Origin of the sequence: Bradyrhizobium sp. RT6a (assembly GCF_040547675.1) — a bacterium.
Lineage (GTDB): Bacteria > Pseudomonadota > Alphaproteobacteria > Rhizobiales > Xanthobacteraceae > Bradyrhizobium.
Map to the genome: position 1 here is coordinate 1,018,366 of NZ_JBEPQC010000002.1, position 23,749 is coordinate 1,042,114.

The 23,749-nt window shown below is 62.7% G+C and carries 22 protein-coding genes; 8 read left to right on the plus strand and 14 right to left on the minus strand.

The annotated features are described in order from the left end of the window. Positions 1-55: 55 nt before the first annotated feature. From ABIC03_RS14790 to ABIC03_RS14800, 3 genes are read right to left on the minus strand one after another with little or no spacing between them, the layout of a single operon-like run. On the minus strand, positions 56-463 hold the full coding sequence (locus ABIC03_RS14790) for an ACT domain-containing protein (protein ID WP_354058848.1): 408 nt from the start codon (positions 461-463) through the stop codon (positions 56-58). Beyond that, a complete protein-coding gene (locus ABIC03_RS14795) occupies positions 463-1,752 on the minus strand; it encodes a DNA polymerase IV (RefSeq protein ID WP_354058849.1) in 1,290 nt (429 codons plus the stop codon). Before ABIC03_RS14795 ends, ABIC03_RS14790 begins: the two co-directional genes overlap by 1 nt. Next, complete coding sequence (locus tag ABIC03_RS14800) at positions 1,749-2,060, minus strand: DUF3572 domain-containing protein (RefSeq protein WP_354058850.1); 312 nt, start codon at positions 2,058-2,060, stop codon at positions 1,749-1,751. Before ABIC03_RS14800 ends, ABIC03_RS14795 begins: the two co-directional genes overlap by 4 nt. Before the next feature lie 240 nt (positions 2,061-2,300). Here ABIC03_RS14800 and ABIC03_RS14805 point away from each other — a divergent pair, with 240 nt between their 5' ends. Both ABIC03_RS14805 and ABIC03_RS14810 read left to right on the plus strand, forming a co-directional pair. Beyond that, positions 2,301-2,666, plus strand: coding sequence for a response regulator (locus ABIC03_RS14805; RefSeq protein ID WP_007603272.1), 366 nt, complete (start codon positions 2,301-2,303; stop codon positions 2,664-2,666). Between the two features lie 14 nt (positions 2,667-2,680). Continuing rightward, positions 2,681-4,054: a PleD family two-component system response regulator gene (locus tag ABIC03_RS14810; RefSeq protein WP_018455158.1), complete on the plus strand. Its 1,374-nt coding sequence runs from the start codon at positions 2,681-2,683 to the stop codon at positions 4,052-4,054. Positions 4,055-4,305: 251 nt separating this feature from the next. Here the strand turns inward: ABIC03_RS14810 and ABIC03_RS14815 are convergent, their stop codons facing one another. Then, positions 4,306-4,677, minus strand: coding sequence for a hypothetical protein (locus tag ABIC03_RS14815; RefSeq protein WP_354058851.1), 372 nt, complete (start codon positions 4,675-4,677; stop codon positions 4,306-4,308). Between the two features lie 279 nt (positions 4,678-4,956). Between ABIC03_RS14815 and ABIC03_RS14820 the strand changes: the two genes are divergently transcribed. Next, on the plus strand, positions 4,957-5,157 hold the full coding sequence (locus tag ABIC03_RS14820; RefSeq protein ID WP_354058852.1) for a hypothetical protein: 201 nt from the start codon (positions 4,957-4,959) through the stop codon (positions 5,155-5,157). A 414-nt stretch (positions 5,158-5,571) separates the two neighbouring features. Here ABIC03_RS14820 and ABIC03_RS14825 read toward each other — a convergent pair whose 3' ends face one another. Then, entirely contained in the window at positions 5,572-6,180 is a 609-nt protein-coding gene (locus tag ABIC03_RS14825; RefSeq protein WP_354058853.1) for a TetR/AcrR family transcriptional regulator, read from the minus strand. A gap of 129 nt (positions 6,181-6,309) precedes the next feature. Here ABIC03_RS14825 and ABIC03_RS14830 point away from each other — a divergent pair, with 129 nt between their 5' ends. Further along, entirely contained in the window at positions 6,310-7,548 is a 1,239-nt protein-coding gene (locus ABIC03_RS14830) for an MFS transporter (protein WP_354058854.1), read from the plus strand. Positions 7,549-7,747: 199 nt separating this feature from the next. Further along, a complete protein-coding gene (locus ABIC03_RS14835) occupies positions 7,748-8,080 on the plus strand; it encodes a hypothetical protein (RefSeq protein ID WP_275167929.1) in 333 nt (110 codons plus the stop codon). 162 nt (positions 8,081-8,242) lie between these two features. On the opposite strand, the gene ABIC03_RS14840 is transcribed toward ABIC03_RS14835, so the two are convergent. Further along, entirely contained in the window at positions 8,243-9,556 is a 1,314-nt protein-coding gene (locus ABIC03_RS14840) for a serine hydrolase domain-containing protein (protein ID WP_354058855.1), read from the minus strand. Between the two features lie 375 nt (positions 9,557-9,931). On the opposite strand from ABIC03_RS14840, the gene ABIC03_RS14845 reads away from it, so the two are divergent. Next, the gene (locus ABIC03_RS14845; protein ID WP_354058856.1) at positions 9,932-10,627 is read left to right on the plus strand and encodes a Clp protease N-terminal domain-containing protein; all 696 of its coding nucleotides are present in this window, start codon (positions 9,932-9,934) and stop codon (positions 10,625-10,627) included. 723 nt (positions 10,628-11,350) lie between these two features. Next, positions 11,351-11,671 (plus strand): DUF6572 domain-containing protein, encoded by a 321-nt coding sequence (locus tag ABIC03_RS14850; protein WP_275167926.1) that lies wholly within the window; start codon positions 11,351-11,353, stop codon positions 11,669-11,671. A 248-nt stretch (positions 11,672-11,919) separates the two neighbouring features. Here ABIC03_RS14850 and ABIC03_RS14855 read toward each other — a convergent pair whose 3' ends face one another. The 8 genes from ABIC03_RS14855 to topA form a co-directional block, all read right to left on the minus strand. Then, positions 11,920-13,161, minus strand: a complete 1,242-nt coding sequence (locus ABIC03_RS14855) for an acyltransferase family protein (protein WP_354058857.1) — start codon at positions 13,159-13,161, stop codon at positions 11,920-11,922. A 112-nt stretch (positions 13,162-13,273) separates the two neighbouring features. Further along, positions 13,274-13,942: a helix-turn-helix domain-containing protein gene (locus ABIC03_RS14860; RefSeq protein WP_354058858.1), complete on the minus strand. Its 669-nt coding sequence runs from the start codon at positions 13,940-13,942 to the stop codon at positions 13,274-13,276. A gap of 1,080 nt (positions 13,943-15,022) precedes the next feature. Further along, complete coding sequence (gene rpmG, locus ABIC03_RS14865; RefSeq protein ID WP_007603295.1) at positions 15,023-15,190, minus strand: 50S ribosomal protein L33; 168 nt, start codon at positions 15,188-15,190, stop codon at positions 15,023-15,025. Positions 15,191-15,314: 124 nt separating this feature from the next. Further along, complete coding sequence (locus ABIC03_RS14870) at positions 15,315-16,640, minus strand: LLM class flavin-dependent oxidoreductase (protein WP_354058859.1); 1,326 nt, start codon at positions 16,638-16,640, stop codon at positions 15,315-15,317. A 246-nt stretch (positions 16,641-16,886) separates the two neighbouring features. Next, positions 16,887-17,633, minus strand: a complete 747-nt coding sequence (locus tag ABIC03_RS14875) for an NUDIX hydrolase (protein WP_354058860.1) — start codon at positions 17,631-17,633, stop codon at positions 16,887-16,889. Positions 17,634-17,665: 32 nt separating this feature from the next. Further along, positions 17,666-18,100, minus strand: coding sequence for a DUF983 domain-containing protein (locus tag ABIC03_RS14880; protein ID WP_275167918.1), 435 nt, complete (start codon positions 18,098-18,100; stop codon positions 17,666-17,668). After that, a complete protein-coding gene (gene rnr, locus ABIC03_RS14885) occupies positions 18,094-20,451 on the minus strand; it encodes a ribonuclease R (protein WP_354058861.1) in 2,358 nt (785 codons plus the stop codon). The genes ABIC03_RS14880 and rnr overlap by 7 nt, the downstream gene beginning before the upstream one ends. A 7-nt stretch (positions 20,452-20,458) precedes the next feature. Then, a complete protein-coding gene (gene topA / locus ABIC03_RS14890) occupies positions 20,459-23,203 on the minus strand; it encodes a type I DNA topoisomerase (protein WP_354058862.1) in 2,745 nt (914 codons plus the stop codon). A gap of 227 nt (positions 23,204-23,430) precedes the next feature. Here topA and ABIC03_RS14895 point away from each other — a divergent pair, with 227 nt between their 5' ends. Then, entirely contained in the window at positions 23,431-23,670 is a 240-nt protein-coding gene (locus ABIC03_RS14895; protein ID WP_007603303.1) for a hypothetical protein, read from the plus strand. The last annotated feature ends 79 nt before the right edge of the window (positions 23,671-23,749 follow it).

The following is a 23,749-nucleotide window of genomic DNA, read 5'->3' on the forward strand; positions in this document are numbered from 1 at the left end:
CGGGAAGCTGTGTCCGCAGATGCACTGTCCCGGATTGCGCTGCGCTCCATCCGGGCTACGAGTGCGTCGCCTTGGACATCTCTTGCAGGACAGCCATCGCGTCGTCTGCCCTGTCAGCCGGCACAAACAGATGATCGTGGTGGAACGCCGAAACGGCGTTCACGCTGATGCCGGCTGCGGCGAGACGCGCCGTGATCGCCGCCAGGAAGCCCACCGCATCGAGTGCGGAGTGAACCGTCAGGGTGATCAGGCACGATGCGAATGCGTACCGTAGTCCCGCCGCTTCGGCCTGTTCGCGTGGGATCACGAGCGTCGTTCCTTCCTGCTCGCGGAACGTCAGCAAAGGGCTGAGCGCCGCGGGGATCGGCTGGTTTGTCGGGATGGCGCAGAACACGAAAATGCCCGGCCGCCGATCCGGCTTCATGTCTCTCAGCAGCGCGTCGAGATTGCGTTCGCCTGTCATCACTCCTGCGCCTTCTCCGGCCCCTCATACGCGATGCCGCGGATCACTGCGGCGCTGCCGAATTTCTTGCGCAAGCTGTCCACCGCGCGCTCGGCGTGGGCGGCGCGGCGGTCGAGCATGTCGGTGTCGTCGGCGACTGAACCCTCGCGCAGTGCGCTGACGCCGGCGCCCATCAGGCGGAAGGCGGTGCCGTCGATCTCTTTCGCCAGCATCTCGCGGCAGATCGAGAATATCTTCGCGGCAAGCTGCGTCGGGGCCATAATCGACTGCGAGCGCGTGCGTTGGCGGAAATCGGCGGTCTTCAGCTTCAGCGTGACGGTCGAGCCGGCGAGCTCGCTGCTCTTGAGGCGAGACGACGTCTTCTCGCAGAGCCGCCACAGGATCTTCTCCAGCGTCGCAAAATCCCGGATGTCGGTCTCGAACGTCGTCTCGCTCGAAATCGTTTTGGCGCCCCGATCGGGCTCGACGCGGCGGTCGTCGATGCCGCGCGCGAGCCGCCACAGCCTGCGGCCGTCACTCGGAAACTGCCGCATCATCTCGATCTCGTCGGCCTTCTGCAGGTCGGCGATGATGCGGAAGCCGCGTTGCACCAGACGCTCCTGCGTCGCGGGTCCAACGCCGAAAATGAAACCGACCGGCTTCTCCGCCAACATCAAACGAGCTTCCTCCGGGTCAATCGCGGCAAACCCGCGCGGCTTGTCGAGGTCGGAGGCGATCTTGGCCAGGAACTTGTTGCAGGAGAGGCCGACCGAAACGGTGATGCCGATGTCGCGCTCGATGTTGCGCGCAAACCGCGCCAGCACCTTGGCCGGGATCATGCCGTGCACCCGCTCGGTGCCGGAGAGATCGAGGAAAGCCTCGTCGATCGAGAGCGGCTCGACCAGCGGCGTCAGCGCCTGCATGGCCTGGCGCACCTCGCGCCCGACCCGGACATATTTCGTCATGTCCGGCGGGATCACGGCCGCGTGCGGGCAGGCTTCCAGCGCCTTGTACATCGGCATGGCCGAGCGCACGCCGTAGGTCCGCGCGATGTAGCAGGCGGCCGACACGACGCCGCGCTTGCCCCCGCCGATGATGACGGGCTTGTCGGCGATGTCGGGATTGTCGCGCTTCTCGACGGTCGCGTAGAAGGCGTCGCAGTCGATATGGGCGATGGTCAGGCTTGCGAGCGCGCGGTGGCGGGCGAGGCGGGGGGAACCGCAGGCGGAACAGCGCCGCACGCCGATATCCAGATCGGCCGAACAATCCCGGCAGAAGCAGCGGGGGCCGGCCGTCTCCAGGGAGGTCACGGCACGTCGCGCTCCCAATTGGGGTCGCCGAGCGCGTCGCCGAGAACTTGCCGCGCTGCGGCAACGTTGGTCGGATGCAGTTCCGCGGACGAGGCAAAGGCCTTCACCGTGGCGTCATCGCGCATCACGAAATCGAGCACGCTGAGCAGGAAATTGGGGTCCGAGGCGGCATTGCGCAGCATCTCGGGGCCGACCCCTGTCTCGGCCAGGAACAGGCCCAGCCGCTCCGGCTCGCCCGCGACGAAAGACAGCGCCTGAAGCGCAACGATTTCAGCGACTTCGCGGGGGTTGTGAACAGGCTTTTTCACGTGGCCGGTTTGCCTTTCCGTTAACTTTCGGTGTCTACTTTGGGCCACCATGCCCGAGTCTCGTTCCTGAGTCTTGCGACCCCCGACAAGCAACTGGAAACCACATCGCAGAAAGTCGGCCCTCGGGTTTAACGAAACTCAAGCGAATTCGAGGCTAGTTTGAATCCAGTTTTCGAAGCGCCGGCGACCGGCGCCTGAGGCGTCACATGCATCGGTCTGCGGACCAATCAGGAGGGCGGGATGGCTAAGACCGTCCTGATCGTGGAAGACAACGAGCTCAACATGAAGCTCTTCCGCGACCTGTTGGAGGCGCACGGCTACCAGACCACCGGCACCAGCAACGGCTACGAGGCGCTCGACCTCGTTCGCAAGATGCGGCCCGACCTCGTGCTGATGGATATCCAATTGCCGCAGGTCTCGGGCCTGGAGGTGACGCGCTGGATCAAGGACGATCCGGAGCTGCGCAGTATTCCCGTCGTCGCCGTCACGGCGTTCGCGATGAAGGGCGACGAAGAGCGCATCCGCGAGGGCGGCTGCGAAGCCTATTTGTCCAAGCCGATCTCGGTCGGCAAATTCATTGAGACGGTCCGACGTTTCATCGGATAGGAAGTGAGTTCACAGTGTCCGCGCGTATCCTCGTCGTCGACGACGTCCCTGCCAACGTCAAGCTGCTCGAAGCCCGCCTGTCCGCCGAATATTTCGACGTGATGACCGCCGCGAACGGCACCGAGGCGCTGGCGATCTGCGCCCGCGCCGAATGCGACATCATCCTGCTCGACGTCATGATGCCGGACATGGACGGTTTCGAGGTCTGCCGCCGCCTCAAGACCGATCCGGCCACGCATCACATTCCCGTCGTGATGGTCACCGCGCTCGACAGCCCGTCCGACCGCAACCGCGGGCTGGAAGCCGGCGCCGACGATTTCCTGACAAAACCCGTCTCCGATGTCGTGCTGATCGCGCGCGTGCGTTCGCTGACCCGGCTGAAGATGATGACCGACGAGCTGCGCATGCGCGCCATCACCTCGCTCGAGATCGGCATGCAGGCGCCCGAGCGCAGTGCAATCTCCGACACCGGCAAGGGCGGCCGCATCCTCCTGGTCGACGACCGCCAGTCCTCCTATGAGCGGCTGGCGACGATCCTCGCCGCCGAGCACACCATCGACGTCGAGCCGAACCCGACGGAGGCGCTGTTCCATGCCGCCGAGGGCAATTACGATCTGCTGATCGTCTCGCTCGACCTGAACAATTTCGACGGCCTGCGGCTGTGCAGCCAGGCGCGCTCGCTGGAGCGCACGCGGCATGTGCCGATCCTGGCGATCGCCGACCCCGAGAACGCGACGCGGCTGCTGCGTGGGCTCGAAATCGGGGTCAACGACTATCTGCTGCGTCCCATCGACAAGATCGAGCTGCTGGCGCGTGCCCGCACCCAGATCCGCCGCCGCCGCTACACCGACCATCTGCGCGACAACGTGCAGAACTCGATCGAGATGGCGATCACGGATGCGCTCACCGGGCTGCACAATCGCCGCTACATGGAGAGCCATCTGGCGACGCTGGCCGAGCAGGCCGCGACCCGCGGCAAGCCGCTGGCGCTGATGATCCTGGACATCGACTACTTCAAATCGATCAACGACAATTACGGCCACGACGCCGGCGACGACGTGCTGCGCGAATTCGCCGTGCGGGTCCGCAAGTCGATCCGCGGCATCGACCTGGCCTGCCGCTACGGCGGCGAGGAATTCGTCATCGTGATGCCCGAGACCGATCTCCACGTCGCCGGCATGGTCGCCGAGCGCCTGCGCCGCTCGATCGCCGGCGAGCCCTTTGCGATCCACAAGGGAACCAAGCGCATCGAGGTCACGATCTCGATCGGCCTGACCACGCTGGAGCAGAAGGGCGAGGCGGTTGGCGACGTGCTCAAGCGCGCCGACACCGCGCTGTATCGCGCCAAGCACGACGGCCGCAATCGCGTGGTGTCGCACGCGGCGTGAGGCCGCTCACACAGGCCGGCGCAAAAAAAAACGCGAAAACAACCCCATGCACAGTAGCCGGCGCCAGCTAAATCAATAGCTTACGCGGGTTACAAAACGGCTGATGCAGACAGCAACGCCGTTTGACTCGTCGGGCAAAACAGGAGCATCCTGCTAGCATCCCGAACATCTCACAAACTCCGCCGTCATTCCCCGCGCAGGCGAGGAATCCAGCATGCCACGGCGGGACAAGCGGGCGTCCACCCTTCAAGTCAGGGAGGATACGGCTCCGACCATTCTGCCTTGGCCAGAGCCGCGCCCGTGCTGGACTTTGCGACGATTTCGTAAGTGTACAGGCCGGAATTGCAGGGGCCCCAAGTTCGTAAGCTCTCCGGCTTCACGATGTTATCTGAAGGAAATGGGATCTCCTGGCCCCCCATCTCGTAGTTCTTCTCTCTGCGAAACTTGACGACGATCGTGCGCGTGCCGGGCGGAACACTTTTCATCTTGATTTCGGGATTTGGAAAGACGGTGGTGCAGGGCCGCGGAGGTCCAAACGTGAATTGGATGTTCATCTCGTCAGCCCAGGCCGGGGTGCAGATGATCAGAAATGAAAATGATAGCAACGACGACAGTTTGGTCATGGCACGCCCCAAAAGAAACCAATGTATCGGCAGGGCCGCCTGATGCCAAGTTTACCCCATGTCTCCCCCTCGCAGCCCTTGGCCTTCCACTCCCTTCAGCACGTCACAGAAAAGGCCCGCCGTAGCGGGCCCTGTGGAGATGGACAAAGTCCGGATTACTTCTGATCGACGTTGCTGGTCCCCGAACCGGGCGTGCCGATCGGCAAACCGTTCGCCGCATGACCGACGCCGACGCCCGGCGCACTGACGGCTCCTGGAGTTTGATCTTGCGGAAGCGTCTTGCTGCCCGTCCTTGCTTGCTCCGCGGGGCTCATCTGGCCCTTGTTGTCGCTGTTGGCACCGTTGGTTGCCGTGATGCCGGACCTGTCGCTCCCGTTTTGGGTGCCCGTCTGTGTCGACCCGGACGCGGTGCCGCTCGTGCCCGAACTGCCCGGTGCGGCCGGTGTGCTCGCGGTGTTGCCGTTCGGCGTCGGGGGCTGAACGTTCGGGTTGGTTGGAGAGTTGTTGGTGTGAGCGCCGGTTGAGGTTCCGTTTGTGCCCATGCCGGATGGCGCCGAGGGGCCTCCATTGGCGGCGCCAGACGTGCCAGTACCTGCGCCTGAGCTCGCGGATGATCCGGACGCGGCGCCGCTCGCGGCCGCGCCACCCGCGCCTCCGCCGGCACCACCACCTCCTCCTCCGCCGCCTTGTGCGAGGACGGGGGCAACAGCGAAGGACTGCGCGGCTGTAAGAAGAAGCGTTTTTCGATTCATGACCTTCTCCGTGTAAAGAAGGTCAACTACGCCGAAATGGCGATGGTTCCTTTCAGATCACTTCCTTCAACAGACATTGCGGTGCGTGCTCGCCTCCAGCCTTTTTGCGGCGAGCGGATCGGGTTCTGGTCCTTCGGCAGAGTCAGGGATGCCGGGCCGCCCGCTCGCCTGGCTTCACCGCAGCCTCATTGCCCACATCCACCCCCGCATTCCGCAATAACACCGTCGCCGCTTCCTTGGCGGCGCGGGCCATTGCGGGGTCGTCGCGGACGAGGTCCTGCGCAATCGAGCCGTCGACCAGCAGCACGAGCTGCGTTGCGAGCGCCTCTGCGTTCGCAACGCCGAGCTCGTTGAGGCGGTCGCGAAACCAGATGCGGCGGCTTTCCTTGAAGGCGATTGCGATCTTCTTCACGGCGCGGTCGGCCGGGCCAAGCTCGGCGACCGCATTCACGAACGGACAGCCGCGAAAGTCTTTTGCGGCGAAGCGGCGCTCCAGCGAATCGAATGTTGCGAGGATCTGCTCGGCCGGAGGCTTGTCGGAGGGGCGGGGCTGCACGAAGCGGCGCTCCAGATAGGCCGCGATCAGCGCATCCTTGGAGGGGAAGTGGTTGTAGAGCGTGCGCTTGGAGATGCCGATCTCGGCCGCGATGGTGTCGACGCCGATGGCGCGAATGCCCTGCAGATAGAACAGCCTGTCGGCGGTCTCGAGGATCCGCTCTTTCATCGTCTGTGGGGCGGGCGGGGGAGCCATGCGGCGGTGAATGTCCTGTTCGCTTGACAGCGCGCGCTATCCATAGCCTAAGTACACAGGTCTGTGTAACCAAAATCAACCGATATTGCAGACGACGGCGCCCCGGCCGCGCCGATGAGGGAGACAAAAATGCCCCTGTTGCAGGTCCTGCGCCCGACATTGCCCATCCTGATCGGCGCCTCGATCATGCTGACGCTGAGCATGGGGCTGCGGCAGAGTCTCGGCATCTTCATGCAGCCGCTGACCCACGACATTCATCTGTCGATCTCCGACTTCACGCTGGCGCTGGCCGTGCAAAATCTCGCCTGGGGCTTTCTCCAGCCGCTCGCGGGCGCGATGACCACGCGCTACGGCTTCCGTCCCATCATGATCGCAGGCTCGTTCATGTACATCGCGGGCCTGGTGCTGATGGCAACCGCGAGCGGTCTCGTCGCCATCATGATCGGCGCCGGCGTGCTGATCGGCACGTCGCTGGCCTGCACCGCGGCCGCGATCGCGATGTCGGTGGCGGCGCGTGCGGTGCCCGCAACGGTGCGCTCCACCGTGCTCGGCATCGTCTCCGGCGCTGGCTCGCTCGGCGCGCTCCTGTCGGCGCCGATCGGGCAGATGCTCAACGAGGGATTCGGCTGGCGCGTCGGGCTCGCCGGCTTCGTGGTGATGTCGGTGCTGATGATCCCGGCGGCCTGGTATGCCGGGCGCGTCGACGCGGTCCCGCTGCCGAAGCCCGCGACTGACGAGATCGTCGATGCCACGGCCATGATCGCGGCGAAGACCGCGTTCGGCAACGCGTCATTCGTGGTCATGACCTGCGCCTATCTCGTCTGCGGCATGCAACTCGTGTTCCTCACGACGCACCTGCCGTCCTATCTCGCGATCTGCGGCCTCGATCCGATGCTGAGCGCGCAGACGCTCGGCATGATCGGCGGCTTCAACGTGCTCGGCTCGCTGTTCTTCGGCTGGGCCGGCCAGCGCTGGAACAAGCTCGCGCTGCTCGGCGGCATCTACATCTTCCGCTCACTCGCGCTGGCCTGGTACTTCATGCTGCCGGCGACGCCTGCCTCGACCTTGCTGTTCGGGGCGATCATGGGCTTCCTGTGGATGGGTGTCGGCCCGCTGGTCGCGGGCGCGGTCGCCGAGATGTTCGGCCTGCGCTGGCAGGCGATGATCCAGGGTCTCGCCTTCATGAGCCACCAGATCGGCAGCTTCCTCGGCGCCTACGGAGGAGGGGTGCTCTACGACGCGCTCGGCTCGTATACGATGGCCTGGCGCATCGGCGTCGCGCTGGGGCTGGCCGGCGGCATCGTGCAGGTGGCGTTCGCGCTGATCCGGCCGTCGCAGCCGCCGACGCCGGTGTTGCGGACGGCGTAGGGAGGGTGCTCGTAAGCGCCCGCTAATTTACAGCGGACGGCGCGCTGCTTGGTCGTGATCGGCCGCTTCTGAGCCGGAGCGGACCTGGCGACCACCAAATTGTACCGCTATTGGTCGATGGTGACGTGAGCGGTTATCGATCAATACGAGCAGGACGTGCGGCCGCCCCGTCATCGCCGGTCTAGCTCGGAGGCTAGCTGTGAGTAAGGTCAAAACTCCACGGGAAAAGAAGCAACTGAGCTACACAAACGACCGACGAAACACCTACGGCGAAAATCAGAAGAGCAGTCGAAAGAACATTCCGCGCAGCAAGCAGCTCTCGCATCAGGATGAGCGGCGGGCGGTGAGACAAGCCCTCATCGCTGCGCAGGGGGCCGTTGCGGACGAAGTTGCCGATGAAGCCCAGTCGCAAGCATTGCGCAAAGGTCGAATGAAGAAGCTGAAGGCGTTTCGCAAATCACCGGATACGCCACTAGGCGAAGTGATCGAGCGACGGTTGCGCAGGCGACAAACGAAGACGAGTAATGAATAATTGCCTGCGTGCGTCATCGCGGATGGACCACGCGCTTAACTAGACATCTGTGTAAGCCAAAAGCCATTTCCGCTATTGGCCCATAGCCGACCTGCCGTGCCCATCCGCCCGAGGACCGCTTGTGACCCAAAGCGGTCAATGCCGAGTTTGTCCGAGCTACTATCAGCCTAGCTGATCGACCATTGCTGACCACAAGGCCCATGGCTCGTCTCGATGTACCGGGTCCTCAATTGCAGTGTGCACCATGACAATCTTGGAGGTCGGGTCAACGCAAATATACTGGCCTTTGAATCCTAACAACGCGAACTGCCGCCTCTCACCGGGAAACAGCCACAAAAGATAACCGTAACCAAATCTTTTCGTCGCCACGCCCGGTAGCAGATAGCCATCCGAAGCTCGACCGGTTGTTGCATCGATCATCCATTGCGTCGGAACGATCTGCTTGCCATTCCATGCGCCATCATGCGCCAGCAAACGCCCGAGCCGGGCGTAATCGCGCAGAACGGCATTGAAACCGAAATGTCCCAGTTCAAATCCTTCTGCGTCTACCAACCAAGTGGCATCAGCTTCCGCGCCGATCGGCTCCCATACTTTCTCGCGCAGATAGTCAGACGCTGACTTGTCAACAGCACTATGAAGCACCATGCCGAGTACGTCGGCTTCAATGCTGGCGTAGTAAAATCTCGTTCCCGCTGGGGCGATTCGCTGATTGAATTGCACGATGCTCTTAATCGTGCCCAATTTCGTGTCCGGGAACGCGATCCCCATACCGTTCCACAGGCGATTGAGGTCACGTCCTCCGTCTCTTGTTTCACCGAAATCCACGCCTGAGGACATGTGCAGCAGATCGCGAATGGGCGTCCTGCCGTACTCGCTGCCCATAAAGCCCGGCACATAACCTTCGGGGATATCATTGACTGACTTGATCGCGCCCTCCGAGATGGCGATCCCGATCAACAGTCCGGTTATCGACTTGACCATGGACTGGGATACGAACCGATCTTGATCGGTTCGCGCGTACTGATAGCGCTCGAAGATAATCTGGTCGTCCTTCGCGATCAGCAGGCCGGTGACCGGATTGCGCGACATGTAGTCGAGGGGCGAAAGCTTGCTTCCCTGAAAATTGTAGTAAACTTCTGCCTTCGAGCACTTGAACTTCCAAGGCGTCACAGCTCGCTTGATGAGCCGTGTTGGATAGATGTTATCGATATGGGTGAATGCGCCGACACGGTATTTTGGCTCCCAAGGGTCGCCTTGCCTCCGCGCCTCCATAATGTCGGGAAGAGGATAACCATCTTTGGCTCCGTACAGCTCGGCGTTTGGACCTGCAGTGGAGAAAATCGGTCCGGCGCAGTCTTGCGTCTCGCCCGCGGAAGCTGGTTCTGCGGCTGCGGAGATGGGGCCGGCCAATGCACAGGCGACTGTAGCAGCCAGCGATGAAACAGCCTCACGACGGGAATATTGCTGCTCCGACATATAAATCCCCAAGGGCTCCCATTAGTAGAGACCAAATTGAGTAGAAACTTCAAGGAGTATGTCTCTAGTTGGCCTGGAGGAGACACTCGCGAAGGAGTCCGGCCAGTCAGCTTTAGAGGTTAGACGAGACATGGCCGAGACGCGGCTGAACCGACGCGATCGACCCAAGACGGACACGATCCATCTCGTCAGGAGCAATTGACAGCAGTTTGCAACAAGATCATGATGACTTGAGGTAGATACGACCTGCCGCTTGCGCCCCAATTGGGGATGGTGAACGTATCATCGATCTTTCTAAACCCTTTGCCCGAACGAACGGGTCAGCAACGCAAGCGCCTGGCACCTCGGCTTCGTTCAAGCAAAGGATGAAAGATCATGCGCGACTATCGCGACGCAAAGACCATGGCGCATACGGCCCGGGTCTTCCTCGGCGATCACGGCCTGAAGATCACCAATAGCCAAAGCCTTGAATTGATTGCCCAAGCGTTTGGCGCTGCGGACTGGAACACGCTTGCTGCTACAATTCGAGGCGAGGTCAGCACGCCCCGGGCCGAAGCGACAACGCCATCACCCGCAACGATCGATGCAGGGATCAGACCCCGAGTGTCTCGTTTCTCCAGCGAACTGGAACGCACGTTGCAGCGCGCTCTTGCTCATGGTGACGCGCGAAAGCATCAGTACACGACGTGTGAGCATCTGCTGCTCGCGCTAACCGATGATCCAAACGCCTCAAAGGTTATGCAGGCTTGCCGTGTCGATCTTACGGCGATCAAGAAAAGCCTGACCGACTATATTGACAATGATTTGCGATCCATCGTTGTCGAAACTGGCATATCCATAGGTGGATCTCGCCCCACGGCCGCGTTTCAGCGCGTAATGCAGCGCGCGGAGGCCCACGCCGAACAGATGGGACAGCAGGAGGTCACCGGCAATAATGTGCTGGTCGTCACCTTTGCCGAGCGGCTAAGCCCGGCGGTGCGGAGGCTTTACGGTCAGGACATGTCGGCGGAGGATGCAGCAAACTTCGTCGAACGAGGTATCGCTAAACGAAATGGCACCGCCGGCCCCTGAAACAGTACCGCGACCACTCGCGGAACTAATCCGCAGATTGGCCCAACTGCGAAGTTGCGCCGGGTCTGTCGGAGGTCCGCTCATCGTGGTCGAGCGGACCAGATTTGCTCAACCTGAGTTCTTCGCATTTTGACCCTGAGCGGTCATTTGCCCTCCGAGACCATCATGTCTTATGCTCGCAGAACCTAGCGGCATCGAACAAGCGGAGCTAAGAGCCAGAATGCCGAGACTTGTGTCGCTCGCACTCTTCTTTTCTTTGCGTTGATGGCGATTGTTCAACCACTCGCTTCCGCACAAGACAAGCAATGCGTTCCGGTTAGGTGCCGCGCAGAATACCAGTTTACAACATGCGATAAGCCCCGTCCCGAAGCGAAGATCCTTTCCGGCCGCGTACTTGGCGTGTCGAGGGAGTGTTCGAACGACATTGTCGAAATGGAAATTGAGCAATGGGAGGCGAACAAGGTACCGCCAGTCGACGTTGTCGTTCGGCCCTGCGGGCGCTTCGTGGGGGAAGTTGGTGATCGTGCTCAGGTCGCAGTGATGGAGCCCGCACCTCACGTCCGGCGCTATGATCTAGCATGCAGGTATTTCTGAAGGGCAGATTTCCGTTTCTGGCCCATAGCCGACCGACCGTGTGCATCCGGCCGAATGCCGCTTGTGACCCATTCCGGACATCGCGCAACGCGGGCAAGGTCAATGGCGAGCAGCGCAAGATTAAGCCAGATGACCGTTGAGAAAATCGAAGTTGTCGATTTTATCGGGATAGATGATCCCACCGGCAGAGCCGTCCTGACAATTTCAGATCACCTCCCGTGGGAGGACGTCAAATCCCACCTTTTTATCCTGCAAGAAAAGCTCAATGCCTATCTCCGCTTTATTGAATGCGGTGAGATGACCGCGAAACGTCCGGAGCTTGCAGGACGCGCAATTATAATTTCAGTGTTTTTAAAGTTTCCAATTCCAAACGAAGCCGAGTGGTTCTTTGCCAAGACCTTGGCCGCCATTGAGGCGGCAGGATTTGGTTTTGAAGTTCGGTCGCTATAAGACTCTCTCGGCAGGCGGCTGCTTTCGCGAAAGTCGCCTGTTGGCCCATAGCCGACATTGGTGCGGCACGGCTCAACATCGTCTCATGCGCGCACAGCGGAGGCGACGCTTCCAGAAGCGCGCCTCGCTCGTGCTTTCCTTGCCGGACGCAGCGCAGCGCTTCTTCAGCGGTGCGCTGCAGAGCCGGGACCTACGTCTCTGCAGCGTGCTGTGTCGCTTTCTGGGTCCCGGCTCTGCGCAGCAGCGTTTCACGCTGCAGCGCGTCCGGGACGCGACAGGGAACGTGCGGGGTACAGTCGCAGCCCCTGCGCCAGTGCCGGGCGGCGCGATGCCGGCTGCCTTTCCGGCAGCTTTCCGAAATACGAAAGGGTTTGCATCAGCGCGCCTCTGACGGCGGGCTCGACCTTCGCGCAAATGAACCAGCAGACCAGAACAAGCATGCCCAGCGCGACCCATACGGCCGAGGTGGCGTCCCAGCCGGCATCGACCAGGGCACGAATGATCGCGGTGCCAATGACGTTGTGCGTGAGATAGAGCGGATAGGTGATCAGTCCGAGCGTTCTCAAATAGGCTGGTGCTTCAGGAGAGGCTCTGCCCGCAGAGCGCCGGTGCCGGTTCGCGGCGAGGGCAATGAGGAGCACCGCAGCCGCCCACACCATGATCGGCACTAGGGCTGATTGATCCGCGATGGCGGGGATGGACGTCAAGAAAAACGAGGCAAAGAAGTAGATTTCCGCCGCGCCCGAAAGGCACGTGATGGCAATTGCGATCTGTTCGAGCACCGTCAATTGTCTGTTCGCGGAGATGAACAGCCAGATCCCCAGCGCAAAGAAGCAGCCATGCGTCAGCAGGAACGCCGCGCACGGCACCCGGAACATTAGAATGACCAGATAAGGCAAGTCGGACGGCGTCGTGCAAGACAGCACGAGCAGCGCGACGGCATTGAAGATTGCGCTGTAGATGGTGAGCCCCCAGGCCAGGTGCCGCAGGGTGATCCTCTTCGTGAGCATCGCGCAGAACACGAGACCATAAAATGCCGTCTCGGCGGCCAGCGTCCAGTAGACCTCGTCAAGCCATTGGCCTGTGACGCCCTTCGGGACCATCAGCATGGCGTGGATGTAGGGCCGAATGAATTCGGATGCGGGTCCGCTTCCGAAGAGGAGCAGAACGAGGAAGGTCGCGGTGGCGCAAACCCAGACCGCCGGATAAATCCTGAGCGCGCGGCCAAGGAGAAACTCGCCCGGCGAAGATGTGCTCGCGGAATTCGCGATGACGAAACCGGAAATGACAAAGAAGATTTCAACGCCGACCCAGCCGAACCATGTGTAGGGCGCGGCGGACGGGTAGAGAACATCGGCGGCGACGGTGCGCTCGAAACCCGGGACGCCGATCGAGGTCCAAGCCCAGGACCAGAACATCTGGTGAAACATGGCGACGCCGAGGGCGGCGGCGAAGCGCAGCGGATCCAGCAACGGCAAATGGCTCTTCACGGGAATGGACCAGGTTCATGCAACGATCCCGCTGGAGATATTGAAACCGGTCACGGCGCTCTGCGAGGTGGGTCACACTTGGTCTGTCCCGGGCCAAATGCATCAATTCCGCTCATTGATCGAACTCGGTCAATTTTGCTCGATCCCGCAATATGATTTGTCGCTGGGACTGCCCGATGAAGCTGAGAATGTCACGATCCCTGAGTTGTGACAGAGCACGTGACACCGTCTCCAGCGTCAGCCCCAAATAGTCGGCGATATCGCGACGGTTCATGGGGAGGCTCATAATTCCGGCCGCAGTCAAGCGGACGTCCATCTCGATCAAGAAAGCCGCGACCTTCTCGATTGCCGTTTTCCTCCCGAGTAACAGCATGTGAGTTTCGGCATGTTGAAGGCTGCCGGTGACGAGCCTGAGCACGTTGTTGGTCACGGTCGCACTGCCACGCTCGTGCTCAGCGACATTCTGGCGGTCGGTCAGGCGGACAATCGTTTCCACAATCGCCTCGGCGGTAAATCGGTGAACTGCACCGTTCTCGACGCCGAAGATGTCACCCGGCAAATGAAAGGCCATAATCTGCCGCCGACCGTCGGCCAACAATTTATAGCTTCGAACCGCCCCGCTCTTGACCTGGTAAAGATATTGGATCGGCTCCGCCTCTCCGAAGATCTCGGTGCCGCGTCGATATTTGAATTCGCTGCAAAACACAGCGTGCCCGGCGAGCGCATTCAATTCGCTCGAGCTTGGCCGTTGAGGCACAATTTGTTGCTTTCTTACGAGCATCGTTCCTCCCCCGCTTGCGCGGAACCAAACTGAGGCTATGGGAAAGAACGGCAAGCAAGGTTGAGGGAGATCAAGTTCGATGCAATGAGCGCAGCGGTACTGCAGCAAGGCGAAAAGAAAAGCCGCCAGCTTTTGGGCAGGCTGGCGGCTCGTTGTTCGCTACGCCAGCGGTATGAACTAACGCGTGCGTCCTGACCGCTTGAGATCGGCGACCTTAAACCTGTTGCCGGCGGCCAGGCTGCTGCACAACCAGTGGGCCTTGTTGCGGCCTTCGCCCAAGAACGTCTTTGTTTCGACGCAACCCAGGTAAGATGTGTGGGTGATGGTGTCTCGGCAGGTTGGTGAGAAGGGTCCGTAGTCTAGTTGGCCGCCCGACTCGCTACATCCGATCCAAGGCTCCTTGCCTTTCGGAAAGCTCGATGCACAGCCACCGTTGCAGCTGCTGGCGACTTTCTCCAGGCTGGCAATTCTCCCCATCACAGAACCCGGCGCGTAAGAAGGCGTGCGCGCGGCTGACGTTTGAGCTGTTGGCGCAGTCCGACGCGGCGCAATTGTGTTTGCACCCCGCACCAGCACGTGCGGCCTTGCCACCTGTTTCGGCGCGTCGACCGTTACAGGGGGAATCGTGGCGGCGGAGCCGGTTGGGATTTGCGACGCTGCCGGCGCGCACAGCAAGATTGTTGACAAGGCAGCGACGGCTGAAGGCACGACAAGGCTTGATGAGAATCTCATGACCATGTCCTTCCAAAGCCGGGACGGACATTCTGCCCGGCAAGTGCACGGTAACATACATTTTGCGCCGAGCAACCGGGGGTTGATGAAACGCCTGCGGATGACTCACCGCGCCGAGTTCAGCTCTCGTGCCCCGGACGCAGCGCAGCGCTTCTTCAGCGGTGCGCTGCAGAGCCGGGGCCCATGTCTCCGCGGCGTGCCGTGTTGCATTCTAGGTCCCGGCTCTGCGCAGCAGCGTTGCACGCTGCCGCGCGTCCGGGACACGAGAGAGGAGGGTACAAAATGAAACGGGGCCCGAAAGGGCCCCGCAGAAGTTCTTCAGTCTATCCGCGATCTTACTTGATCTTCTTACTTGATCTTGGCTTCGCGGAATTCGACGTGCTTGCGCGCCACGGGGTCGTACTTCTTCTTGACCAGCTTGTCGGTCATGGTGCGCGAATTCTTCTTGGCGACGTAGTAGAAGCCGGTGTCGGCCGAGGACACGAGCTTGACCTTGATGGTGACCGCTTTGGCCATGTTCAGAACCTCAGGAATGAAGGGAATCTGGAGCCGGCCAAATGGCCCGCGTTGGCCGGCAACCTAGCCAGAAACGGCTTGATGTCAAGATTTTAGGGGTCGAAAACCGCTCAAATCGGCCCGATTACGCCTCGAAGAACCGGTTTTTGGGCCGCGGCAAGCCCAGATTCTCTCTCAAAGTGGGCCCTTCGTACTCTTTCCGGAAAATCCCGCGGCGCTGCAGCTCCGGGACCACCTTGTCGACGAAATCGTCGAGGCCGGCGGGCAGGAACGGGAACATGATATTGAAGCCGTCGGAGCCGCGCCCGACCAGCCATTCCTCCATCTGGTCGGCGATGGTTTTGGCCGTCCCGACGAAGGATAGCCCGCCATAGCCGCCGACGCGCTGGGCGAGCTGGCGCACCGTGAGTTTGTCGCGGGCGGCGAGGTCGACCATGCGCTGGCGGCCACTCTTGCTGGCGTTGGTCTCGGGAATTTCGGGAAGCGGTCCATCCGGATCGAAGCCGGAGGCATCGGTGCCGAGGATGACCGAGAGCGAGGCGATGGCGCTGTCATAGTGCACGCGGCTGTCGAGCTGCGCGCGCTTCTCCTTGGCTTCATCGACGCTGTCGCCGACCACGACGAAGGCGCCGGGGAGAATCTTGAGGTGTTCGGGATCGCGGCCGACCTTCTCCATGCGGCCCTTGATGTCGGCATAGAGTTTCTGGCTGTCGGCAAGACTGCCGCCGCCGGTGAAGACGGCTTCCGCGGTCTCGGCGGCGAGCTGCCTGCCGTCCTCGGAGGCGCCGGCCTGCACGATCACCGGCCAGCCCTGGACCGGGCGGGCGATGTTGAGGGGGCCGCGCACTTTGAGATATTTGCCCTGATGGTCGAGCACATGCATCTTGGCGGGATCGACGAACACACCGCTTTCGACGTCGCGCACGAAGGCGTCGTCGGCAAAGGAATCCCAGAGGCCAGTGACGACATCGTAGAACTCGCGGGCGCGCTTGTAGCGCTCGGCGTGCTCCATGTGGTCGTCGAGACCGAAATTCAGCGCCGCATCCGGGTTCGAGGTGGTGACGATGTTCCAGCCCGCCCGGCCGCCGCTGAGATGGTCGAGCGAAGCGAAGCGCCGCGCGACGTGATAGGGCTCGTCGAATGTGGTCGAGCCCGTCGCGATCAGGCCGATCCGCTCGGTGACGGCGGAGAGCGCCGACAACAGCGTGAATGGTTCGAACGAGGTGACCGTGTGGCTGCGCTTGAGCGCATTGACCGGCATGTTCAAGACGGCGAGGTGATCGGCCATGAAGAAGGCGTCGAACTTGCCGGCCTCGAGCTTCTGGATCAGCGTCTTGATGTGGCCGAAGTTGAAATTGGCGTCGGGCCAGGCTCCGGGATAGCGCCAGGCGCCGGTGTGGATGCTGATCGGGCGCATGAACGCGCCAAGCTTGAGTTGCCGTTGTGCCATCGCCCGGTGTCCGTTTTTGGTGTCGTTCCGGAAGACATAGGCATGCCCTGGAACTCCGCCATCGGGGAAGGCGGGAAGATTATTTTGTTTTTCGATATCAGCTCAGCACAAACCCGTCATTCCAGGGCGCCGCGTAGCGGCGAACCCGGAATCCATCGAGCAGCAAGGACGGTGATGAATGGATTCCGGGTTCGCGCTTCGCGCGCCCCGGAATGACGGAGGAGAGACGTGGGCCCGCGCGGCCAGTCAGCTCAAAATATCCTTCTGCATCTTGCCGCCGTAGAAATGGAAGAACGGCACCGGCGCGTCGTGGCGGAGCGGGCCAGTGGCGAGGCGGGTGTCGAGCTCGTTGAGCACGTTGCGCGTCATCGGATGCAGATCGGCGAGCGGCTTTGAGCCGAGCTCGACCCAGACCAGTTCGACCAGCTCGGCATCGGCATGGATCACGCCGTCGACGCGATGGGCGATCGCGGAGGCGTCCGCCGTGAAGAAGCGGGTGTCGAACCGCTTGACGCGGCCGGGCGGGGTGATCGCGCGCGCGATCAGGAACAGGCTGGAGGGATCGGGCAACAGGCCCGCATCGGCGAAAGGCTTCCAGGGACCTTCGAGCTTGGCCTTCACCTCCGCCTTGCGCCCGAGGCAGAGACCCGTTTCCTCGCAGGCCTCGCGGATCGCGGCAATCGCGAGCGACTTCGCGCGCGAGGCCGGCGTCTTCGGACTGCCCTTGGCGAGATTGGCTTCAAGCTCGGCGGTTACAGGCGCCGCGCATGGCACCCGATAATCGTCCTTGTCGACACGGCCGCCGGGAAAAACGAACTTTCCGGGCATGAACACCACGTTGTCGTGGCGCTTGCCGACCAGGACTTTTGGAGTTGTGCCGCTGCGGTCGACCAGGATCAGGGTCGCCGCATCCCGCGGGCGGAAATAAGGATGATGATCGGCTTCCTTGCCCTCGTGGATCTTCGCCTTTTCTGCCTGCGCCGTATCCGTCATGTCCTCACCCAAACCACTTTTGCTTATTTTGCTTACACCGGCGGAATACCATCGGTCGGGTTCTCGTCAAACCCATGCATGCGCAGAGCCCATTGCAATCCGACCACGGCTCCCTTCACCGGCTGCAGCAGGGCGAGCGAGGCGACGAAGGTGAAGGGCAGATAGGCCGCGAAGCTGATCCAGACCGGCGTGGTGTAGTTGGTCTCGATCCACAGAATAGCCGGCACCACGATGTGCCCGACGATGACGATGACGAGATAGGCGGGCAAATCGTCGGCGCGATGCGGCGTGAAATCGAGGCCGCAGACCGAGCAATTGTCCGCGGTCTTCAGGAAGGCGCGGAACAGCTTTCCCTCGCCGCAGCGCGGGCAGCGGCCGCGAAAGCCGCGCCTCATCGCAGCAAAGACGTCGCGCTTCTCGACAAGGCCGGTCTCGCGGGTCCAGATCTTCGGGGCTGCGCTCACCATGCCTTGCCCTTCTGGCCCTTGCCCTTGCTTTTTCCCTTGGCCTTTTTGCCCTTGCTGGGTTTCTTCGGCTTGTCCGGCTTGCGCTTCTTGTCGGGACTGCGCCCGGGGTGCGCCTTGAACGAGGGGCGGCGCTGCGGACCGGATGACCTGCGGCCCCGCGGCGCGGTCTCGCCGGACGATGACGACAGCAGCTCGAAGCGTAGCGCGCCTGCGATGGGGGCTGCTTCAATCAAGCGGACGTCAACGACGTCACCGAGCTGATGCATGGTGCCGCTGCGCGTGCCGACCAGGGCATGGCGGCCCTCGTCATAGTTGAAATATTCCGTGCCCAAGGAGCGGATCGGGATCAGGCCGTCGGCGCCGGTCTCGGCGAGCTTGACGAACAGGCCGGCGCGCGTGACGCCGGAGACGCGGCCCTGGAAGCTCGAACCGATGCGGTCGGCGAGATGGTGCGCGATCAGGCGGTCGACGGTCTCGCGCTCCGCTTTCATCGCGCGCCGCTCGGTGACCGAGATGTGGGCTGCGACCTCGCTCAAGGTTTCCGGCGTCTCGGTGTCGGGCAGCGCGCCTTCGCCGAGCCCGAGCGCGCGAACCAGCGCACGGTGCACGACGAGATCGGCATAGCGGCGGATCGGCGAGGTGAAATGCGCATAGCGGCGCAGGTTCAGGCCGAAATGACCGTAGTTCTCCGAGGAATATTCGGCCTGCGCCTGGGCGCGCAGCACGACCTCGCTCACCAGCGGAAAGTGGTCGTGGCCTTCGAGCTGCGCCAGTACGCGGTTGAACAGAGCGGGGCGCAGCGCGCCGCCTTTCGCGAACGGAACGTCCAGCGTCTCCAGGAATTCCGCAAGCGCGTGGACCTTTTCCAGGGTCGGCTCGTCATGCACGCGGTAGATCAGCGGCAGCGACTTCTTCTCGAGCATCTCGGCTGCCGCGACATTGGCGAGGATCATGAACTCCTCGATCAGCTTGTGCGCGTCGAGCCTGTCGGGGACGACGACGCGGTCGACGGTGCCGTCGCTCTTCAACAGGATCTTGCGCTCGGGCAGGTCGAGATTGAGCGGATCGCGTTCGTCTCGTGCGCGCTTGACGCAGGCATAGGCGGCATAGAGCGGCCGCAGGATCGGATCGAGCAGGGGGCCCGTGGTGTCGTCCGGCCGGCCGTCGATCGCGGCCTGCGCCTGGGCATAGTTCAACTTGGCTGCGGAGCGCATCAGGATGCGATGGAAGCTGTGCGAGCGTTTCCGCCCGTCGGGGCCGATGATCATCCGCACTGCGAGCGCGCCGCGCGGCTCGCCCGGCACCAGCGAGCACAGATTGTTGGAGATGCGCTCCGGCAGCATCGGCACGACGCGATCGGGGAAATAGACCGAGTTGCCGCGATCGAGCGCGTCGCGGTCGAGCGCGGTGCCCGGCCGCACGTAGAAGCTCACATCGGCGATGGCGACATCGACGATGAAGCCGCCCTTGTTGTTGGGATCAGGATCCGGCTGCGCGTGCACCGCGTCGTCGTGATCCTTGGCATCCGGCGGATCGATGGTGACGAGCGGCACGTCGCGCCAGTCCTCGCGCCCCTTCAAAGTGGCCGGCTCCGCCGCTTCGGCCTCGCGCTCCGCCGCGGGGCGGAATTGCAGCGGGATGTCGTGCGCGTAGATCGCGATCAGGCTGATCGCCTTCTCCGACTTGACCGAGCCGAGCTTCTCCTTGACGCGGCCCGATGCCAGCCCAAAGCCGCGCGAGCGGATGATGTCGACGCTGACGAGATCGCCGTCCTGCGCGCCGTGCGTCTCGGTCGGGGCGATGTTCAGCTCGCGGTCGGCGGACTTCTTGTCGACGGGGATGATCCGTCCGCCGCCTTCGGGCAGGCTGCGGAAGACGCCGAGGATGCGGCTCTTGGTCTTGTCGAAGACCTTGATGATGTGGCCGCGATAGGCCGGGCCTTCGGTCTCATCGGAGCGCTCGACCCGCAGCAGCGCGCGATCGCCGACGCCGGCCGCGGTGCCGGGCTTGGGCCGGCGCGGCATCGTGATGAGGATCTTTGGCGGTTCGCCGCTTTCGACCTCGTCCCATTCGGTCGGGGAGGCGACCAGCTCGCCGTCGGCGTCGCGCCCGGTGATGTCGGCGACCAGCGTCGGCGGCAGGCTGTCCGGCTCTGAAATCGTATGGCGCTTTTTCTTGACGAGCCCGTCGTCGGCGAGCTCGCGCAGCATGCGCTTGAGCTCGATGCGGTCGGCGTTCTTCAGGCCAAACTCGCGTGCAATTTCGCGGGTTCCGACCTTGCCAGGATTTGCCTTAATGAAGGCGACGATGGCTGCCCTGTCGGGAAAGCCACGGTCATTCTTGCGTTTCACTTAACCTCTATTTGGTGCCGGCACTTTTCTTGGCCGGAGCTTTGGCGCCAGCTGCCTTGGTCGGCGACGTTTTGGCCGTCGACGACACGGCGGCGCGCGCCTTGCTGGTGGATTCGGATTTGGGTTTGGCCGCCTTCTTCGCGGCCGGCTTTTTGGTTTTTGGCGCGGCGTCATCGCCGTCGGCGGCCTTCGCCGCAGCCTTCTTGGCCTTGGCCGGCTTCGCCGCCTTCTTCGGTTTCTTGCCGCCGCCCTTGGCCGCGCGCTCATCGATCAGCGCGATCGCCTGCGGCAGCGTGATGGCATCTTTCTCGATGTCGCTCGGGATCGTCGCATTGACGCCGCCCGCCGTGACATAGGCGCCGTAGCGACCGCCCTTCACCGTGACGGTGCCGAGGGTGGGATGATCGCCGATCGCCTTGCCGGGATCGGCGCCGAAGCGGCGGCTCGGGCCCTTGGCGATCTTCTCCGCGATCAGCGTCACGGCGCGGTTGATGCCGATGTCGAACACTTCGTCGCCGGCCTCCAGGCTCGCGTAGGTCTTCTCGTGTTTTACGAACGGGCCGAAGCGGCCGAGACCTGCCGTGATCGGCTCGCCGGTTTCCGGATGCTTGCCGATCTCGCGCGGCAGCGACAGCAGCTTGAGCGCAAGCTCGAGCTCGACATCTCCAGGGGAGGTCCCCTTCGGAATGCCTGCGCGCTTCGGCTTCTCGCCCTCCGCATAATCCTTCTGCTCGCCGAGCTGGATGTAGGGCCCGAACCGGCCGGCCTTGACCCAGACATCGCGACCCGTATCGGGGTCCTGGCCGAGCGAACGATCGGCGGTGGCCTCACCATCGGCGGCGAGCTGACGGGTGTAGCGGCATTCCGGATAATTCGAGCAGCCAACGAAGGCGCCGAACTTGCCGGCCTTGAGATTGAGCCGTCCGTTGCCGCAGCTCGGGCACTGCCTGATGTCGCCGCCGTCGGTGCGGGGCGGATAGATGTGCTGTCCCAGCATGTCGTCGAGCACGTCGAGTACCTGCGCGACGCGCAGGTCCTTGATCTCGTCGACCGCGCCGATGAAGCCGGTCCAGAAATCCTTCAGCACCTGCTGCCAGGAGATCTCGTTGTTGGAGATGCGGTCGAGCTGCTCTTCCAGATTGGCGGTGAAGTCGTATTCGACATAGCGGGCAAAGAAGCTTTCGAGGAAAGCGACCACGACGCGGCCCTTGTCTTCGCCGTGCAGGCGCTTCTTCTCGAGCTTGACGTAGCCGCGGTCCTTGAGAACCTGGAGGATCGAGGCATAGGTCGAGGGCCGGCCGATCCCGAGCTCTTCCATGCGCTTGACCAGCGAGGCTTCGGAGAAGCGCGGCGGCGGCTCGGTGAAGTGCTGGGTGACGGCGAGCGACTGCCGCTTCAACGCATCGTTGGGGCTCATCGCGGGCAGGCGGCGGGAGTCCTCGTCCTCCTCGTCGTCGCGGCCTTCCTGATAAAGTGCGAGGAAGCCGTCGAACTTGACGACCTGGCCGGTGGCGCGCAGGTCGAGCGTGCGGCCGCCAACTTTCGCCGTGATGTCGACCGTGGTGCGTTCCAGCTCGGCCGATTCCATCTGGCTCGCGATGGTGCGCTTCCAGATCAGTTCATAGAGCCTCGCCTGATCGGACTCGAGCTTGCGGCTCATGCTGTCGGGACGGCGCGACATGTCGGTCGGCCGGATCGCTTCGTGGGCTTCCTGGGCGTTCTTGGCCTTGGCCTGGTACTGGCGCGGTGCGTCCGGCACATAGGCGTTGCCGTAATCCTCGCCGATCACCTTGCGTGCCTGGGTGATCGCGGACGGATCGATCTGCACGCCGTCGGTCCGCATATAAGTAATGAGTCCGGTGGTCTCGCCGCCGATGTCGATGCCCTCATAGAGCCGCTGCGCGATGCGCATGGTGTGCGCCGGCGCAAAGCCGTATTTGCGGCTGGCCTCCTGTTGCAGCGTCGAGGTGGTGAAGGGCGCCTGCGGATTGCGCCGGGCCGGCTTGGCATCGACCGCGGTCACGGCGTAGCTGGCGGCTTCCAGCGCCTTCTTGAAGTCCTCGGCTTCCGCGCCGGTGCCGATGTCGAGGCGCTGGATCTTCTTGCCGTCGGCGCCGACGAGACGTGCCTCAAAGGCGTCGCCGCGCGGCGTCAGCAGGGTCGCGATCAGCGACCAGTATTCGCGCGCAACGAACTTTTCGATCTCGAGCTCGCGGTCGCAGACCAGCCGCAGCGCGACCGACTGCACGCGGCCCGCCGAGCGGGCGCCCGGCAGCTTGCGCCACAGCACGGGGGAGAGGGTGAAGCCGACCAGATAGTCCAGCGCGCGGCGCGCCATATAGGCGTCGACCAGCGCACCATCGATCTGGCGCGGATGCTTCATGGCGTCCGTGACCGCCTGCTTGGTGATGGCGTTGAACACCACGCGCTCGATCTTGTGGTCCTTGAGCGCACGCTTCTCTTTCAAGACCTCCAGCACGTGCCAGGAGATGGCCTCGCCCTCGCGATCAGGGTCGGTGGCCAGAATCAGGCGATCGGCGTTCTTGAGGGACTTGGCAATGTCGTTGAGCCGGCCGGCCGCCTTGGGGTCGACCTCCCAGATCATCTTGAAATTGGCGTCGGGATCGACGGAGCCGTTCTTCGCGGGCAAGTCGCGGACATGGCCAAACGAGGCCAGAACCTCGTAGGACGAGCCCAAATACTTGTTGATCGTCTTGGCTTTCGCCGGCGACTCCACAATGACGATATTCATGTAGTTCCAGTAACTTATGGGGAAATTTGGGGCCGAATTCGATGAGATTCGGGTCGGCCCTTTCGTCCCGAACATGGGTGGTGAGGCCCTCGCTGTCAAATCGAGGGGTGTTGAAAGCCATCCAGATGGGAAAAGTTTCATATCGAGAAAGTTGCAAAACACCACCTTTGAGTTGCGGCCGATGTCGGCGTAATGTTTCTGCGGGGCATGGATTCGGGTGGGGGCTGGTGACTAAGCCAGGAAAGAAACGGGCGGGCGCCGCATCGCGCGCGGCTGGAGGCTCGCGTCACGAGGAACCGGGGGAGGGCGGCGTCGAGGAGGCGGTCGCCTTCATCGCCGAGCAGGTCGGGGCACTGCGCAAGCTCGCCGAACGGCACAAGCTCGACGTGCTGCATTATCTCCTGGGCATGACCAAGCTGGAAGCTGACGAGCATCTGCGGCTGCGGAGCAAGCGCAAGCTGTCGTAGCAGCGAAGACCGAGCGGAATCGATCACGCTCTCTCTCTCTCTCTCTCCGGAGTCGTCCTGGCGAAAGCCAGGACCCATA

What these genes read in the sequence shown, in the direction of transcription:
- ABIC03_RS14830 (WP_354058854.1), top strand. Translation starts at nt 6,310, where the DNA reads ATGCCCCTGTTGCAGGTCCTGCGCCCGACATTGCCCATCCTGATCGGC.
- ABIC03_RS14870 (WP_354058859.1), bottom strand. Translation starts at nt 16,640, where the DNA reads ATGGCACAACGGCAACTCAAGCTTGGCGCGTTCATGCGCCCGATCAGC.
- ABIC03_RS14845 (WP_354058856.1), top strand. Translation starts at nt 9,932, where the DNA reads ATGCGCGACTATCGCGACGCAAAGACCATGGCGCATACGGCCCGGGTC.
- ABIC03_RS14850 (WP_275167926.1), top strand. Translation starts at nt 11,351, where the DNA reads ATGACCGTTGAGAAAATCGAAGTTGTCGATTTTATCGGGATAGATGAT.
- ABIC03_RS14880 (WP_275167918.1), bottom strand. Translation starts at nt 18,100, where the DNA reads ATGGTGAGCGCAGCCCCGAAGATCTGGACCCGCGAGACCGGCCTTGTC.
- rpmG (WP_007603295.1), bottom strand. Translation starts at nt 15,190, where the DNA reads ATGGCCAAAGCGGTCACCATCAAGGTCAAGCTCGTGTCCTCGGCCGAC.
- ABIC03_RS14840 (WP_354058855.1), bottom strand. Translation starts at nt 9,556, where the DNA reads ATGTCGGAGCAGCAATATTCCCGTCGTGAGGCTGTTTCATCGCTGGCT.
- topA (WP_354058862.1), bottom strand. Translation starts at nt 23,203, where the DNA reads ATGAATATCGTCATTGTGGAGTCGCCGGCGAAAGCCAAGACGATCAAC.
- ABIC03_RS14815 (WP_354058851.1), bottom strand. Translation starts at nt 4,677, where the DNA reads ATGACCAAACTGTCGTCGTTGCTATCATTTTCATTTCTGATCATCTGC.
- ABIC03_RS14860 (WP_354058858.1), bottom strand. Translation starts at nt 13,942, where the DNA reads ATGCTCGTAAGAAAGCAACAAATTGTGCCTCAACGGCCAAGCTCGAGC.
- ABIC03_RS14825 (WP_354058853.1), bottom strand. Translation starts at nt 6,180, where the DNA reads ATGGCTCCCCCGCCCGCCCCACAGACGATGAAAGAGCGGATCCTCGAG.
- ABIC03_RS14875 (WP_354058860.1), bottom strand. Translation starts at nt 17,633, where the DNA reads ATGACGGATACGGCGCAGGCAGAAAAGGCGAAGATCCACGAGGGCAAG.
- ABIC03_RS14790 (WP_354058848.1), bottom strand. Translation starts at nt 463, where the DNA reads ATGACAGGCGAACGCAATCTCGACGCGCTGCTGAGAGACATGAAGCCG.
- ABIC03_RS14805 (WP_007603272.1), top strand. Translation starts at nt 2,301, where the DNA reads ATGGCTAAGACCGTCCTGATCGTGGAAGACAACGAGCTCAACATGAAG.